The organism is Chitinophaga sancti (assembly GCF_034424315.1).
GTDB lineage: Bacteria > Bacteroidota > Bacteroidia > Chitinophagales > Chitinophagaceae > Chitinophaga > Chitinophaga sancti.
Map to the genome: position 1 here is coordinate 4581649 of NZ_CP139972.1, position 15739 is coordinate 4597387.

Consider the following 15739-nt stretch of genomic DNA (forward strand, 5'->3'; position numbering starts at 1 on the left):
CTTTATGCACCTGCTGTAATACATTTTATCCCTTCTGCATCAAGACTATAGCCATTGTCCACTGCGCCCACTTATCAGTGTAATGCATTGGCCCGCAAACGTTTGCGTAAATATATCTGTCCGTTGCTGATCACCTGCCAAACATTTCCATGTAAATTCAGGTAAAATAACTCTCCACTATGAAAACACTTCTACTAGCGCTGCTATGTTTGGCAGGAGCGTGCCTCTCCTATGCGCAAACCCTCTACGTTTCCCCCAGCGGATCTGCCTCGAACCCCGGCACCAGCATCAATGCCCCCACTACGCTTGCCAACGCACTGGCAACGGTGACTGCCGGAAGCACTATTTATCTAAGAGGCGGAACTTATAGTTTAAGCGCCTCCGTTATTATTACTGCAAGTAACAATGGTACCTCTTCCGCCTACAAGAATGTAGTGGCGTATACTGGTGAAACCCCGGTACTGAATTTCTCTGCTATGGCAATTGCCGATGCCAACCGGGGCGTGATCCTGGATGGCGATTACTGGCACTGGACAGGTATTACCATCCAGGGCGCCGGTGATAATGGAATGCTCTTAGCCGGCAATAGTAACATCATTGAAAAATGTATTTTTAAAGGCAATCACGATAGCGGTTTACAACTCAGCCGTTATGTGACCTCCAACACTACCCTCGCCTCATGGCCTGCTAACAACACCATTCTGAACTGCGAAGCGTATGACAACCAGGATCCTGACAATGAAGATGCGGATGGCTTTGCTGCAAAACTTACCTGTGGTACAGGGAATGTTTTCAATGGCTGTATCTCTCACAACAATATTGATGATGGATACGATTTGTATGCGAAAGATGAAACGGGGCCTATTGGTCCGGTAACATTGATTAATTGCCTTGCTTATGGTAACGGTACGTTGAGTAACGGCAGTACATCAGGTGGTGGTGATAAGAATGGATTTAAATTAGGTGGTAGTGGTATTGCGGTGGCACATATTGTACGTCGTTGTGTAGCCTTTAATAATGGCCACCATGGCTTTACGGACAATAATAATCCCGGCGCAATTGAAGTAACGAACAATACCAGTTATAATAATGCGGAGTCTAATTTCAATTTCCGTTCTGGTAGTACGGCTACTTTCAAAAACAATCTTTCTTACAATGCAGGTTCTTCTGATGCCACCAATGGCACGGATGTAACCCCTACCAATGTGTGGTGGAAAAGTGGTGCCAGTTCTAATACAGGAGGCCTCGTTGTGAGCAGTGCAGACTTTCAAAGTCTGACACCATCGGTGACAAAGAACAGTGATGGGAGTCCGAACCTGGGGAGTTTCCTGGCATTGGCCAGTGGCAGCGATATGATTGATAAAGGTGTGACTTCGACTGGTATTACTTATTCCGGTTCTGCACCTGATATAGGAGCCAGGGAATCTGGTGGAAGTACAAATCCTTCTACTTATACGGTGAGTGTAACGGTATCTCCTTCAGCGGGTGGTACCGTGACATTGAGTCCGGGTGGTGGTGCTTATACATCCGGCACGGTTGTTACGCTGACAGCAACGCCTGCCGGCGGGTATACATTTAATGGCTGGAGTGGTAGTGCGAGCGGTACATCAACAACGACTACGGTAACGGTTACATCAAATCTATCTGTTACGGCAAGTTTTAACAGTAGCGGTACTGGTGGTGGATCTACATTGCATATAGATGATGCTGCTTCGGCTACTGGCGGTTATTGCAGTGCGGATGGCAGCAGGCAAAATACGTATACCGGTGCAGATGGCGGGTATTATATCAACCTGAGTAATGCTGCTGCTAAGGGTGTGAATTATAGTGTGAGTGTGCCTTCGGCAGGAACTTATTCATTTGTATGGCGCTATTCAAATGGAGGTGCGACGGTATCAACAACGGCGAAATTATTAGTGAATGGTAGTACAGCGGTGGCAAGTGTGTCATTTCCCAAGACCAGCAGCTGGACCTCATGGGCTACCACGGGAGCGGTGACAGCGACTTTGGCAGCGGGTGTGAATACCATTAGAATTGAAACACTTTCATCTACAGAATTTGCGGTGATTGATTGGCTGGAGGTAACGGGTAACAGTCCGGCAGCGGGGGTATGTAGTGCAACCGCATCGTCGGCAAGGTTAGCACCGAAACTGGAAATCACGGAGACGAAGATCTATCCTAATCCGGCAAAGAATACGGCGGCGATTAGTTTTTATAATGAGCAAGCAGAGCGGGTGCAGATCAGGGTATATTCATCAAATGGGCAATTGTTGAAGACAGTGGTGGATAAAGAGTTCCCGGCAGGGGCGAACCAGTTTACAATGGATGTGAGTAGTTGGCCACAGTCATTGTATTTGGTAAAAGTTGAAAAGGGAGCGGGTAGTAATACCTTGAAATTGATAAAACAATAGGTGACAGGCCTCGCCTTTTGCTGTATTCAGCAGGGGCGGGGTTCTATTTTTTGCCTGTCCGCTCTGTTTGGTATTTTGTGAGGTGACGAGGTTTATTTTATGGAAGACCCTTCCTTTGGGTATTTTGCGAGGTAACGGGGTATATTTTATGAGAGACCTTTCCTTTTAGTGTTTTGTGAGGTGAACTTATCAGCAATCCGTTACCAGGAAAACTCTGATTGTTATGTCATTTGTTGTTAATCCCAGGAGTAATCACACCCCCTTCCATCAGCCTTAAATTCATACGCCCATCCCCCAATAGCGCGTAAACCACTGCCATCATCAAGGTCATTTTCCCAGGTACCGGGTAGCGCAGCAGCTGCATACATTAAAATTCGAATGATGCAATTAAATAACTATAATTCCTCCCTAATTATTATTATTTTACTATCAACCAGGAAGTATTAGTATAATAACCCATACATCAACCAAAATGTCAATTTCAAGAAGGGAGTTCCTTACCAAAACGGGAACAATGGCTGCTGCCTATCCGGCCATGCTGGCTCTAGGGATGTTAAAAGAGGCCCCTGCTCATGCTTTTTCACTTGATGGAAGTGGTAAAGGTAAGCACATCATCATCTTAGGTGCTGGTCTGGCAGGCATGGCTGCTGCCTATGAATTATTAAAGCTCGGCTATCAGTGTACCATCCTGGAGGCACGTGAGCGATCGGGAGGACGTGTGTGGAGCATCCGGAAAGGGGCTACGCACCGGGAAACCGATCTTCCGCTACAGACAGCCAAATTTGATGAAGGACTTTATTTCAATGCGGGGCCTTCGAGAATTCCTCATCACCATGCGCTGACCTTACATTATTGCCGGGAACTGCAGGTGCCAATCCAGGTGTATAACAACATTAACGAGGCGGCATATTTTTTTGCTGAGGGTAAAGGCTCACTTTCCAATAAGAAGATCCGGGTTCGGGAAATCCACAATGATCTTCGGGGCTATACTGCAGAACTCCTTGCCAAGGCGATTGACCAGCACAAACTGGATACGGGTCTTAGTACTGAAGATACGCAGAAAATACTGGAATACCTGCGGGCAGAAGGTGGTTTGGACATTGATAAACTATACAAAGCGTCTGACAGGCGGGGCTACCTGGAAGGCCCTGGTGCCGGGGATCTGCCGGGGAAAATAGCGTCGCCGCATAGTCTGGCAGATATTATTAATTCCGGCCTGGCTGATCCTGATTTCTACAATGTATCTGAATATGTGTATGAACTACAAATGACCATGTTCCAGGCGATTGGCGGCAATGACCAGATTACAAAAGCCTTTGAGAAGAAGGTAGGCCAATGTATTCATTTTGGTTGCGAGGTGACGGGGATCCATAACCAGGAGGAAGGGGTGAAGATTAGTTATAAGGATGGAAAAGGATCGAAAGAGTTGACAGCGGATTATTGTATTTGCACGATCCCCACACCGGTGCTGAGTAATGTGGATAACAATTTCTCATCTGATGTGAGCAGGGCGATTGATTACATTCCTTATATGGTGACGGGGAAGATAGGGATGCAGTTTAAGCGGAGGTTCTGGGAAGAGGATGAACATATATATGGCGGGATTACACATACGAACAATGAGCTGACACAGATCTTTTATCCTTCTTATGATTATTTATCGAAGAAGGGGATTTTGTTAGGCTATTACAATTTTAATGAGAAAGCACGACAGACAGGGAACCTGTCGCACCAGCAGCGGGAGAAGCTGGCAATGGATAAAGGGCGTTTGATCCATCCGCAGTATGATAAGGAGTTTGAAAATTCATTTTCTGTGAGCTGGCATAAGACGCCTTATAGTATGGGCGGATGGGCGCTGTATAATAATACAACCAGGCAATCACATTATAAAAGCCTTTTGCAGGCGGATAAGCGGGTGTATTTCGCAGGGGAGCATACGACTTATCTGAATGCATGGATGGCAGGAGCATTGGAATCAGCAAGAAGGACAGTGACGGATTTACATGCAAGGGTTTCTGAGCAAAGGATTTCTTATCCCATTACAACCAATATCTAAAAACTCATGACGATGCGTACCACCAACAAATCTATTAACAGGCGGGAATGGCTGAAGACCACCGCCCTATTTACAGGAGGCTTAACCATGCTACCGGGCGTATTGCAGGCGGGAGCTTTAGCGGAGGGACCTGCTGAAGAGGCATCTGCTACTTTTGATGCGTTAACCCTTCCTGGAACATCCGCCTCTTCCAATTTACACAATGCTGAAAGGCTCTCCGGCTTACAGGCGGATGCCGCTTCAGCAGCACGTATACCAGGGCCACTCAAAGCACGCTTATTCGCCAACGAAAACCCATTCGGCCCATCTTCAATAGCCAAGAAAGCAATGATAGATTGTATGGATAATGGCTACCAATACCCGTTCATGTTACTTAAAGACCTGGAGGCAAAGATCTGTGCTTATGAAGGGATTGATGCAAACATGCTGATGACGAGTGCGGGATCATCTCCATTGCTATTAGGCTCTGCGATCACCTTATTGAGCAATGGCGGCAATATTGTGAGTGCAGATCCTACTTATGATGACTTACCTACCCGCTGTGAAAAGATAAAAGCTACCTGGATTAAAGTGCCTTTAAAACCAGACTATACACATGACCTGGATGCCATGGAAAAGGCAATAACCGCGGAGACGAAATTGGTGTATATCTGTAATCCGAATAACCCAACGGGTACAATTGTAGATGTGGCGAAACTGAAAGATTTCTGTGAACGGGTGTCTAAAAAAGTACCTGTGTTTGTAGATGAAGCTTACATTGATTATCTCCCTGATCCTGCTGCGACAACATTGATAGATGGGGTAAAGAAAGGGCAAAACATTATCATCGCCCGTACATTTTCTAAAGTATATGGTTTGGCAGGATTGCGGGTGGGTTATGTAATAGCGCAGCCTGCGATGATAGAATTATTAGGGCATTATGCAGCAGCGGGTGGCTATGCCTTGTCATTGCCGGCTATTACGGCGGCATTAGCGAGCTATAATGATAAAGCTTATATCGATGAGGTGAAGAAAAAAATGGAAGCCAGTAAGCATTTCTTGTACGAGACTTTGAAAAGCGAGGGATATAGCTATATACCGTCTTATACAAACTTTGTGATGTTTCCCTTGAAAATGGAGGGGCAGCGGTTTGTAGAGGAGATGTATAAGCGGGAAGTTGGATTACGTAACTGGAAATTAAACAACCAGGACTGGTGCAGGATCAGCATTGGCCGGATGGATGAAATGCAGGCATTTGCAACTGCTTTTAAAGAATTATCTTAAATAAGAATATGCGCACATTATTATTATCATTGAGCTGTATGTTTTGGGTGGCTACAGCGATTGCACAATCAAGACCTATCCGGACAGATGAATATGAAAAAGCGAAGACATTTACGGTGAAGGACCTGGACAACGATACTTATGTGAAGTTTAATAATGCTTATGTATTGGATCGTTATGAGATGCGGAAGCCGTATATTATAACGGGGGATGATGGATTGAAAAAAAGAATTGACTTGTATCGTTTAGTGGCGAAGGATAGTATGCAGAATATTGGAACGGTGATATTTTATACGAATGAGAAGGGCGTATTATATACGGCAGTGTTACCGATATTTAATAGTAATGCGGAGATATGGAATAAATATTTTGAGGATATACATGCGATAGATAAGGTGGAGAAGAATTACGTATTAAAATTGTCTTATGTGCTTTCGCGGGAGTTTAGTTTTCAATTGTACAAGGGCATGAATGCGGGAAAGGATGTGAAGGCGGAGGCGGGAACGTATGGAACGGATATTTGTTTTCCGGGAGAGGAAGAGGTGATGTTGGCAGATGGGGGAAAGAAGGTGTTGAAAGATATTTTGCCGGGGGATAGGATCATTAGTCTGGATGCGGCGACGCATAGGACGAGTGTGATGAAGGTGAAAGAGTTGGTGGTGCATGAGGCGAAGAATTATGCGATCACACAATTGCTGGCGGTGCATGTAGAGGTGGATGAGATACGTGAGGCGCATGTGGTGAGGATATCAGGGAAAGTGTTGCAGGCAACGCCAAATCATCCGGTGCAGACCTCGGCGGGGAAGAAGCGGATAGGTGAGGTGAGAGATGGGGAGGAGTTGTTGTGTATGGATGAGAAGGGGGAGCGGGTGATGAGTTATGTGGTGGTGAGTAAGACGGAGAAGGCTGGTGGTATGCAGGCGGTGTATAATATTGTTGCGGAGGGAGAGGGAACGTTTATGATGAATGATGTGATGGTTTTGCAGAAGTGATATTTTTCTTTCTTTAAAAATCCCGTGTTTGCAAGGAGCAAATACGGGATTTTTAAAAATAATAACATCTATTGTTGTAACATGGTATCCGTGGCTGGTGCCACTTCCTCACTATCTCCCACCGCATTTTCGAATTCTATCCTGCTCGTCTCCGACAAATCCTTCCTCAGCTCCATCTCCTTCGTATTCTTAACAAAATCCCCCTTTTGTATAATACAGATCGCCCCATACACATTATTCATACTCAACTGCACCCACACCTCTGCCCCTCTATTCCTCAACACATAAGTATTCAACTCAATCCCTCCAAAACCCACTGTAAACCCTCGCTCCTTGTCATAAATCTCCACATCTCCCACTCTCTCCATCTCCGCCTTCGTAGGTATATCCGTACTCACTTTCACACCACCCACACTCTTTATCATCCTGTCAAAACTCTTTTCCACCCTCGAAATACTAAACATCGCCGGCCTACTCTCCTCTCTCACCAACTCCGCCTTAAACGACCTCCCTTCTACCGGCAATAATTTTCCATCTGCAAGAAAGTATTCCTCACCACGATCTTTCAGTTTCACGTTTCTATACTGATAACCCTTAGGCGCAGGAAAGAATGGGAAATTGCCCAGGTCTATATTCGTACTGGGAATCTTGTTCATATCAAATGCAGCACGTGCTACAGTAGGATAAGTTTCTGCTGTATCGGCAGTGACCATTGTATCAGTGACAGTGCTATCTCTATGAACCATAGGCTGTTTGTGCGGTTGGCAGGCAGGGCATAGGTACAATAGAGGGATTAGAGCACAGAGATACCGTTTCATAGAATGCATAAATTTGGCTGACATTAAACAACAATCATGCTAATTAAAGTTGGATAGCTAGGATAACAAATATAATACGCTCATATTCAATATACAAGAGGCCAGCCAAAAAGATTCGGCTGACCTCAGGATTATTTAGGATTTACAATTTATGGAATGATGGATGCAGATTGGGGGATGCAGATGGTGGAGGAATTTGATTCACTCAAAAAACCACTACACGCCTACGCTCACCGGTGTATGCTCATAACCAGCAAAAGTGATTGAAGCTGTTGCCCTTCCTGCACACAAACTCCTCAATGTCGTCACATAACCAAACAACTCTGCCAAAGGCACATCTGCCTTGATTACCTGGGCATTCCCTCTCATCTCCATATGACGGATCATTCCTCTCCTTCTATTCAAATCACCCGTTACAACACCTGTATATTCTTCAGGCGTTGTGACTTCCACACTCATCACAGGTTCCAACAATCGCGGGTTGGCTTTCGCCGCAGCGGTTCTAAACCCAATGATTGCAGCGTGTTCAAAGTCTAAGGCATGAGAATCATTCTCATGGATCTGACCATCCAGCAATCGCACTTTCATAGATTGCATCGGGTACCCGGATAATACGCCCGTCTTCATCGCTTCTTCAAAACCTTTTTGCACAGAAGGGATGTATTCTTTTGGAATAGCACCACCTTTTATCTCATTTACAAATTCCAGTCCTGCCAATCCATCAGTTCCCGGACCCAGCTCAAACTGAATCACGGCGAAACTACCACTACCGCCATTTTGTTTCTTATACACTTCTTTGTGGATCACCGATGTGGTGAACACCTCTTTGTAAGCGATCTGCGGTTGTCCTTTGCTCACTTCCAACTGATAGTTGTTTGCAATCTTTTCAAGAACTACTTCCAGGTGTAATTCACCCATACCTTTCAGGATGGTTTGACCGGAAGCTGGATCTATACTCACTTGCAGCGTTGGATCTTCATCCACCAGTTTTGCCAGCACTTCACCTAAGCGGTTCGCGTCTTTTGCGAGTTTTGCTTCTATGGCGTAACCGATCATGGGTTCCGGGAAGTCAATGCTTTCTAAAGAAACGGGATGTGCGGGATCAGATAACGTATCACCTGTACGCACTTCTTTCAATCCTACGACAGCACCAATATCACCTGCACCGATTTCGTCTACGGCTTCGAATTTATCAGACATGATGCGGAGTAATCTGCTGATACGGACTTTCTTATTGGTACGGCTATTCCATACCATGTCTCCGGTATGCAGGGCACCTGTGTACACGCGTACCAGGGTCAGTTTGCCGGCATAGTCATCGGCCATGATCTTGAAGGCCAGGGCGGTTAGCGGACTATCGTTTAGAGAAACAGGATGGCTTTCATTCTTCGCAGAAGAAGACTCGTTTTCATTCTCAACAAGAACAGATTCCTTTTCAACGTTCGTAGATGAAGACTCGTTTCCATTCTCAGCAAAAGCTGGCACACTTTCCGCCTTCAATTTTCCCATCTCTTCCGGCGAAGGCAAATAACGCACCACCGCATCCAACAAAGGCTGTACACCTTTATTCCTATAAGCAGCTGCTGCCAATACGGGGATCAATACACGATGTAATGTCGCCTTCCTCAACGCTGCATACAAATCTTCCGCGCTCACAGCAGCCGGATCTTCCGTATACTTTTCGAAGATCTGTTCATCAACCAATGACAACTCTTCCAGTAAATTCTTTCTCGCCTGCAAGACCGCCTCCTGCAAATGCGCAGGGATCTCCGTCACCACAAACTGCTTTCCATCATCACTATTCCACACATATGCCTGCATTGTAATCAAATCAACCACACCAGAGAAATTGTCCTCCGCACCGACCGGTATCTGCACCGGCACCGCATTCGCCTGCAGCATCTCCCTGATCTCCTGCACTACATGCAGGAAATTCGCTCCCTGCCTGTCCATCTTATTGATCAACACGATTCGGGGCACTTCATACTTATCCGCTTGTCTCCACACCGTTTCTGATTGTGGCTGCACACCCGACTTCGCGCAGAACACCACTACACCGCCATCCAATACACGCAGCGAACGTTCTACTTCTGCCGTGAAATCAACGTGTCCGGGGGTATCAATCAGGTTGATCTGATGATCGTTCCAGTAGGTAGTGATCGCAGCAGATGAAATGGTGATACCACGCTTCTCTTCCTGCGGATCGCTGTCCATGACAGTGTTTCCTTCATCCACACTACCTAATTTATGTGTCAAACCCGTGTAATACAACATACGTTCTGTGACGGTGGTTTTACCAGCATCGACATGGGCCATGATTCCTATATTCCTATATTGAGATAAACGTTTCATAAAATAAATGATAAAAAAAAGCGCCTCCCGTTTGGTAACGAGAGGCGCTTGCTATGTGCAAATGCATTCCCTGTTACCGGACTAGCCTGGTAATAATGATTATCAATGTTAAAATTGTCAGGAGCATCATGCTGTTAAATAATTGAAATACAATAAGATTAAATTTGACTCGCGGGGGAGACAAGGCTTATGTAAAAAAACAATAAATGCAATGTGGGAGTGTGTAGATGATACAACATATCCGGGTGCAAGGCTGCCTCCCCGTCTTAAATAAAGACAATACAAGTACTGGCAATTACTGCCCTTATTACTGTACGATATGTGTTGTGCGTAAACATAGTGCAAATTTATAAAGAAAATCTATTAAAACAAAATTCACATAGATAGGGCCGGGGAAAATGGAAGTCTGGCTTTGCCTGCGGCAATATAAAAACACAAATATTTTGTCGTAATTTACTGGCTATGAGCCAGGATCGGAAATCACCACATATATTAAACACCTCTACGAACTTATTAGGGTTTTGCCTGATTGTACTGACATCGATAAAGGTTGCGGGATTCAATCACGTCACCATCATTGATGATATTACAGGGGTAGCAGCTCTGCTATTAATGGCTAGTTGTTTGTTGTCGTTTCTTTCCCTCCGCTCTTCAAAACCTATGTGGAGTGAAAAACTGGAAACGGTAGCTGATTACATTTTTCTATCAGCATTAATATGCATCAGTATTACCATCATCTTCGTGTCTTTCAATTTGTTGAAGTGATGTCCTTATTCACAAGCAGATAAGCAGAATTTTATAAGATCTAATCCCTGTTCGCATCCATGATCTCATCATTCTCCACTTTTAGCATAAAATAAGGAAATGGTGATTTCTTCTTTTGTAACAGCACCACAAATGGCTTATCAAAAACCAGATTGGGTGGGCGCATGACTTCAACTGAATCCGTAGACACTGCTTCAATGATTGCAGAATCAACCACTCTCGCCCCCTCCTGATCCAATGTAAAAAGCGTTTTTTGCCGGGCTGTCATTATTTTATAAGGTTTCCCTTTTGCTTTAAAATCAATCCCTTCCAACTCTTTAAAATGCTCCTCCTCCTGGAATTTCAATACCGGGATCTTCAGGGAAGCATATGCTTTTATATTCGTTCCCTTCCTGATAGCCCCCTGGATCTGCTGCAGGATGACATGCAATTGTGCTCCTTTATTGAACCCTTTTGCCAATATAATGTCTGAAGACTTATCCTTCGAATCCAGGCTCATTACAAAATGATCCTCATCTCTATAATACACCAGGTGCGTTTCTGCAACTATCTCCGGATCATAGTCCACCATCCCAAAGGCCTTCACCGCTTTGCCATTAAATGTAAAGGGCTCCTTCAAGGGTTGCATCGGCACATCAAAACCTAATTCCCGCTGAAAATTCACCAGCATGGTAATTTCTGCCCCCTTGATCCGCACATCCCGCTTAAATTCTTTCGGCCCCAATATATCCCCGGATACCGGGCTATCATTCATCCACTTCACCGCCTTTGCCTTATTATTGATCGGCGCCCCTACCTGTTGCTTCATTTCATTCCACGCCAATGTAAAACTCGCCGCAAATGCTACATTTTTATTAGCATCTATCAGCGTAAGCATATTAGGTACTATCTGTGATCTTGAATAATATCTCGTTTTCCTACAGGCGGACATCAGCACCATGGCCGCCAGCAAATAGGGATATAAAGTTTTCATAACTCTAAGTTATGACAAAAACGGCTACCTTTACCCTAATGCTCAACAGGGTCATATTTTTCATCGCCAGTCAAACGCACATTCTGGATCTCGCGGGGCCAGTACAGGTCTTTTACGAGTCAGCGGAATATGGGCATCCTTGTGAGATCATCTACCTTTCTGACCAACCTGAAAAAGCCTGTTCTTCCGGGCTCATGATAGGCCAACTCCAACACATCAACGATGTTCGCATCCGGCAGGAGGATATTATCTTCATTCCTGGTTTCCAGTTAAAAGCTGACAACCAGGCCCTGAAAAACTGGCTGATAAACATTGCTCATATTGGCGCTACCCTTTGCTCGGTATGTACAGGATCTTTTGCACTCGCTGCTGCCGGTGTTCTGAATGGACAGGGCTGCACCACTCACTGGAAATATACCCAACGACTACAGGATGAGTACCCTGAAACAAAAGTGTTTACCAACCGGCTCTTTGTAAAAAGTGGGAATATCTACACCAGTGCAGGGATCACCACAGGGATCGATCTCGCCCTCTTTATTATTGAAGAACGCCATGGACCTGCTTTTGCGTGGCAACTGGCGGCGGAATTAGTGGTGTATATCAGAAGAGATGGAGATGATTCACAGCAAAGCGTTTACCTGCGATACCGCAGGCATATCAATAATCATATTCACCAGGTACAGGATTATATTATTCATCACCTTGACCAGAAATTATCATTGGATCTGCTGGCAGCCCGGGTGCATACCGGTTCCAGGAACCTCACCAGGATGTTTAAGGCAGCTACCGGGATTACGATTGGACAGTATATTGATCAACTACGGGTGGAAAAAGCGGTGAATCTATTGAAAGAGAAGAACAAAGTGACGATTGTAGCGCAGCAATGCGGGTTTAAGAGTGTGGTGCAATTGAGGTCGATGGTGAAGAAGTATACGGGGGAATTGCCGTCGAAGATGTCCTGATACTTTCCATTCTTGTCCTTCTCACTCCCTTTTCCCTCCCCTACCTTTACCCCCATAAAAATACCGCCATGATGAAACGGATCATTTCAATCCTTCTTTTTACCCTGCTGACCGCCTTTGCCAGCGCACAAACCTACGTTTGCCCACCCTGCAATGGACCCAGCTGCGACACTCTTACTTTTACCCAGGCAGGCAAATGCCCACATTGCGGCATGCAACTGATCAAAAAAAACCAGGACATCAAAAAACTGAATGTCTGCTTCTACCTCTATGATGGCATAGAAGTACTGGATTTTGCCGGTCCACTGGAAGTTTTCTCCTATGCAGGCTGCAACATCTCCATCGTGTCAAAGACCACAGCCCCGCTCCATGCACAGGGGGTACTGAAAGTACTGCCTACCTATAGCATTGAAAATGCTCCTCCGGCAGACATCTTCGTGACCTTCGGCGGCAATGACGAGGTAGCATCCAATGACCCCGAAGTGATTAAATGGATTCAATCCAGGATACCGGATACGAAGTATTTTATGTCTGTATGTACAGGTGCCTTCATTCTAGGCAAGGCAGGCATCCTGGATCATAAAACTGTGACCACTTTCCACAATAGTATTGAAAACCTGCGGAAAGCATTGCCTAATAGCACCGTACTGGCAGACAAAAGATTTGTGGAGGATGGAAATGTGTTGACGACTGCAGGGATTTCTGCTGGAATTGATGGGGCACTGCACCTTGTTGAAAAACTGAGAGGGCATGATGCCGCAATGCAGATTGCCAAACAAATGGAATATGATAAATGGGTGCCGGGTGAAGGCCTGGTGGTGAAAACAAAGGATTGATCCTGAATAAATAAATTTAAAAGAGGAGCTTGTTTTAAAAGTAATCTGGAGGCATTAAACATTTCATAAACACAATTTTTCTGCGCCGGGTATCCGGATTAAATCCGGGTAACTTTACTTTTGATACAAGCTCCCCTCCTGAAATAGCTTATACTGCAATTGCTTCTTTGTTATACTTATTCCGATACTCCACCGGCGACAAGCCCGTTTTCCGCTTAAACACCGTTCTAAACGCCTTATTATCCGCATATCCCACCTCGCACATCACCTCATTGATATTCTTCCTGCTGGTCTCAAATCCTTTCTTTGCGGCCTCTATTTTGACTCTCTGAATATATTCAGATACCGTATTACTCGTCGCTTTCTTAAATCGCCTTTCAAAACTCCGCCTTCCCATGGTACACAGGGCAGCTAACTGATCTACCGAAATCCTCTCCTGGAAATTTTGCTCAATGAAATCCTGTGCCCGTTTAATTTCATCATCCTGATGATCCCGCTGCCCGCGGAACATAATAAAGGGTGACTGGCTGAACCTGTCAATTTCAATGGCAAAGAATTTCGCACAAAAGATCGCCATTTCCCGGTCGGTATATTTTTCCACCAGGTACAGGAGCAGATTCCAGAATGAATTGGCTCCTCCACTGGAATAGATGCCATTCTCATCGGTGATGATCCTGTCAGAGACCATTTCTACATCCGGGAACATTTTCCTGAACAGGGGAACTGACTGCCAGTGCGTACTACATTTTTTACCCGCCAGCAAACCCGTAGCTGCCAGCAGAAATGCACCTACGCACAGACTCGAGACTTCAGCACCACGTTCATACTGCGCCCTGATCCATGGAAAGAAATCGCTGTTGGCAGCAATGACATTATCCATATCCCCGTTTACTGCAGGAATAATGATCAGGTCAGTATTGAAATTATCCTGGATACTCAGGTCCGGGCTTACTTTAGCAAATCCATCATATACCAATGCATCATGGGTCATGCCCACAAACTGGATGGTGAATAAGGGTTCATCGCCCCGTTCGATGAGGAAACGATTTACATTAAAAAACATTTTGTGTGCGCCTTCAATACAGCCCAGGGACGCGGCACCTCTGGGGATTAATATAGATATGTGTTTCATGGTTGTAGGTGGTGTTCTTCCAGCCCTAAGTTAAGGAAAAATGTAAACTGATGGAAAAGCAGGGTATTGTAGCTTATTGTAAATCTTCAATTTAAATATGCAATGATCTCTCTTTGCACCCCCGCTATCTCCATAATCAATTCAGTACCATAAGCAGTGGCTGGTGTCTGATAACCGGCTTTATAATCTTTATTCAGGATCTTCTTTGTAATCAGCAATGCGGTCAGTGCTGTCAATGTATACGCCTCCGGCACCACCATATTAGCAGTGAGCGTATCCCCGTTGGCGTTACTCACCTGTGCCCAGATCAATGCATTTGTTTTATCGCGGGTGGCCTTATCCGGACCTGGTGATTGCATTTTGACAATGCTATTTGCAATGCCACGTACCAGTTTAGTTTTCAACAACCAGTTATAAGCAGCCTGTCCTTTCAGGAAGTACCACGCCGCCTTATTGATATTGATATAGGTTGCTATATTCGGGATACCTGTGGAAACATAAGCAGTACTCAGGTCACCCCATGGCAGGCTCATTGTAAAGATCTTTTTATGCAAGCCCGGGAACTGCACATACATCCCTCTTTTACCAACAGGTTCTTCCACTAATTTTCCATCAATCCTGGATAAACCCGGCAAGCCTAATTTGAGCACGGTATTAATCGCCGTTCCTCTTGACAAGGCACTGTTCAGTACTGCAAATGCGATCTTTAAGGAACGGGCATCCGGCATTTGTTGTTTGAGCCATAATGCCAGGCAATCAGTAGGTACTACATCATAACCGGCGCCAGGCAGGAGCATAACACCTTTTTCCTTTGCAGCATTATCGTAGGTACGGATCATGTCATAGATGATGGCATCGCCATTCAGATCGAGGTAATGACGGCCTTCAGCAATACAGGCTTCTACTAATTGCTTAGCCGTAAAATCATAGGGCCCGGCGGCATTTACCACCACGCTGACCTCCTGTAATGCCTGCTGCATAGCAGGTTGATCATCCAATGCAAAAACTTTCACAGGGAGGTTCAACTCAGCACCCAGTTTGTCCAGTGCCTGTTTATTTCTGCCGGCAAGGATAGGTTGCAGGCCGAAGTCTGCCGCATAGCGGGCTATCAATTCTCCGGTATAGCCGTTTGCTCCATAGAGCAGGAATGTATGATCCAACATGGGAGAAATTTACAAA

13 protein-coding genes are annotated in these 15739 nt (G+C 45.2%); 7 read left to right on the forward strand and 6 right to left on the reverse strand.

Annotated elements, in window-relative coordinates; translation table 11 throughout:
• The first annotated feature begins 179 nt into the window (after positions 1 to 179).
• A complete protein-coding gene (locus U0033_RS17525; protein ID WP_072363580.1) occupies positions 180 to 2411 on the forward strand; it encodes an InlB B-repeat-containing protein in 2232 nt (743 codons plus the stop codon).
• A 236-nt stretch (positions 2412 to 2647) separates the two neighbouring features.
• Here the strand turns inward: U0033_RS17525 and U0033_RS17530 are convergent, their stop codons facing one another.
• Positions 2648 to 2779 (reverse strand): hypothetical protein, encoded by a 132-nt coding sequence (locus tag U0033_RS17530; protein ID WP_262487774.1) that lies wholly within the window; start codon positions 2777 to 2779, stop codon positions 2648 to 2650.
• A 104-nt stretch (positions 2780 to 2883) separates the two neighbouring features.
• On the opposite strand from U0033_RS17530, the gene U0033_RS17535 reads away from it, so the two are divergent.
• The 3 genes from U0033_RS17535 to U0033_RS17545 are packed head-to-tail and all read left to right on the forward strand — an operon-like array spanning position 2884 to position 6722.
• Positions 2884 to 4467 (forward strand): flavin monoamine oxidase family protein, encoded by a 1584-nt coding sequence (locus U0033_RS17535; protein WP_177318672.1) that lies wholly within the window; start codon positions 2884 to 2886, stop codon positions 4465 to 4467.
• A 12-nt stretch (positions 4468 to 4479) separates the two neighbouring features.
• Positions 4480 to 5730: a pyridoxal phosphate-dependent aminotransferase gene (locus U0033_RS17540; RefSeq protein ID WP_072363638.1), complete on the forward strand. Its 1251-nt coding sequence runs from the start codon at positions 4480 to 4482 to the stop codon at positions 5728 to 5730.
• Between the two features lie 8 nt (positions 5731 to 5738).
• Positions 5739 to 6722, forward strand: a complete 984-nt coding sequence (locus U0033_RS17545; RefSeq protein WP_143150829.1) for a Hint domain-containing protein — start codon at positions 5739 to 5741, stop codon at positions 6720 to 6722.
• 68 nt (positions 6723 to 6790) lie between these two features.
• Here the strand turns inward: U0033_RS17545 and U0033_RS17550 are convergent, their stop codons facing one another.
• Together U0033_RS17550 and fusA are read right to left on the reverse strand one after the other, a co-directional pair.
• Positions 6791 to 7468, reverse strand: a complete 678-nt coding sequence (locus U0033_RS17550) for a hypothetical protein (protein WP_143150828.1) — start codon at positions 7466 to 7468, stop codon at positions 6791 to 6793.
• Positions 7469 to 7756: 288 nt separating this feature from the next.
• The gene (gene fusA, locus U0033_RS17555) at positions 7757 to 9892 is read right to left on the reverse strand and encodes an elongation factor G (RefSeq protein ID WP_072363577.1); all 2136 of its coding nucleotides are present in this window, start codon (positions 9890 to 9892) and stop codon (positions 7757 to 7759) included.
• A 462-nt stretch (positions 9893 to 10354) separates the two neighbouring features.
• On the opposite strand from fusA, the gene U0033_RS17560 reads away from it, so the two are divergent.
• Complete coding sequence (locus U0033_RS17560; protein WP_072363576.1) at positions 10355 to 10657, forward strand: hypothetical protein; 303 nt, start codon at positions 10355 to 10357, stop codon at positions 10655 to 10657.
• 40 nt (positions 10658 to 10697) lie between these two features.
• Here the strand turns inward: U0033_RS17560 and U0033_RS17565 are convergent, their stop codons facing one another.
• A complete protein-coding gene (locus U0033_RS17565) occupies positions 10698 to 11630 on the reverse strand; it encodes a serpin family protein (protein WP_072363575.1) in 933 nt (310 codons plus the stop codon).
• A gap of 11 nt (positions 11631 to 11641) precedes the next feature.
• Between U0033_RS17565 and U0033_RS17570 the strand changes: the two genes are divergently transcribed.
• Together U0033_RS17570 and U0033_RS17575 are read left to right on the forward strand one after the other, a co-directional pair.
• Positions 11642 to 12592, forward strand: a complete 951-nt coding sequence (locus U0033_RS17570) for a GlxA family transcriptional regulator (protein WP_083571701.1) — start codon at positions 11642 to 11644, stop codon at positions 12590 to 12592.
• 68 nt (positions 12593 to 12660) lie between these two features.
• Positions 12661 to 13428 carry a DJ-1/PfpI family protein gene (locus U0033_RS17575; RefSeq protein WP_083571700.1) on the forward strand — a complete coding sequence of 256 codons (768 nt, stop codon included), beginning with the start codon at positions 12661 to 12663 and terminating at the stop codon, positions 13426 to 13428.
• A gap of 148 nt (positions 13429 to 13576) precedes the next feature.
• Here the strand turns inward: U0033_RS17575 and U0033_RS17580 are convergent, their stop codons facing one another.
• The gene (locus U0033_RS17580) at positions 13577 to 14560 is read right to left on the reverse strand and encodes a GlxA family transcriptional regulator (protein WP_072363572.1); all 984 of its coding nucleotides are present in this window, start codon (positions 14558 to 14560) and stop codon (positions 13577 to 13579) included.
• Between the two features lie 86 nt (positions 14561 to 14646).
• The gene (locus U0033_RS17585; protein WP_072363571.1) at positions 14647 to 15723 is read right to left on the reverse strand and encodes a saccharopine dehydrogenase family protein; all 1077 of its coding nucleotides are present in this window, start codon (positions 15721 to 15723) and stop codon (positions 14647 to 14649) included.
• Between the last annotated feature and the right edge of the window lie 16 nt (positions 15724 to 15739).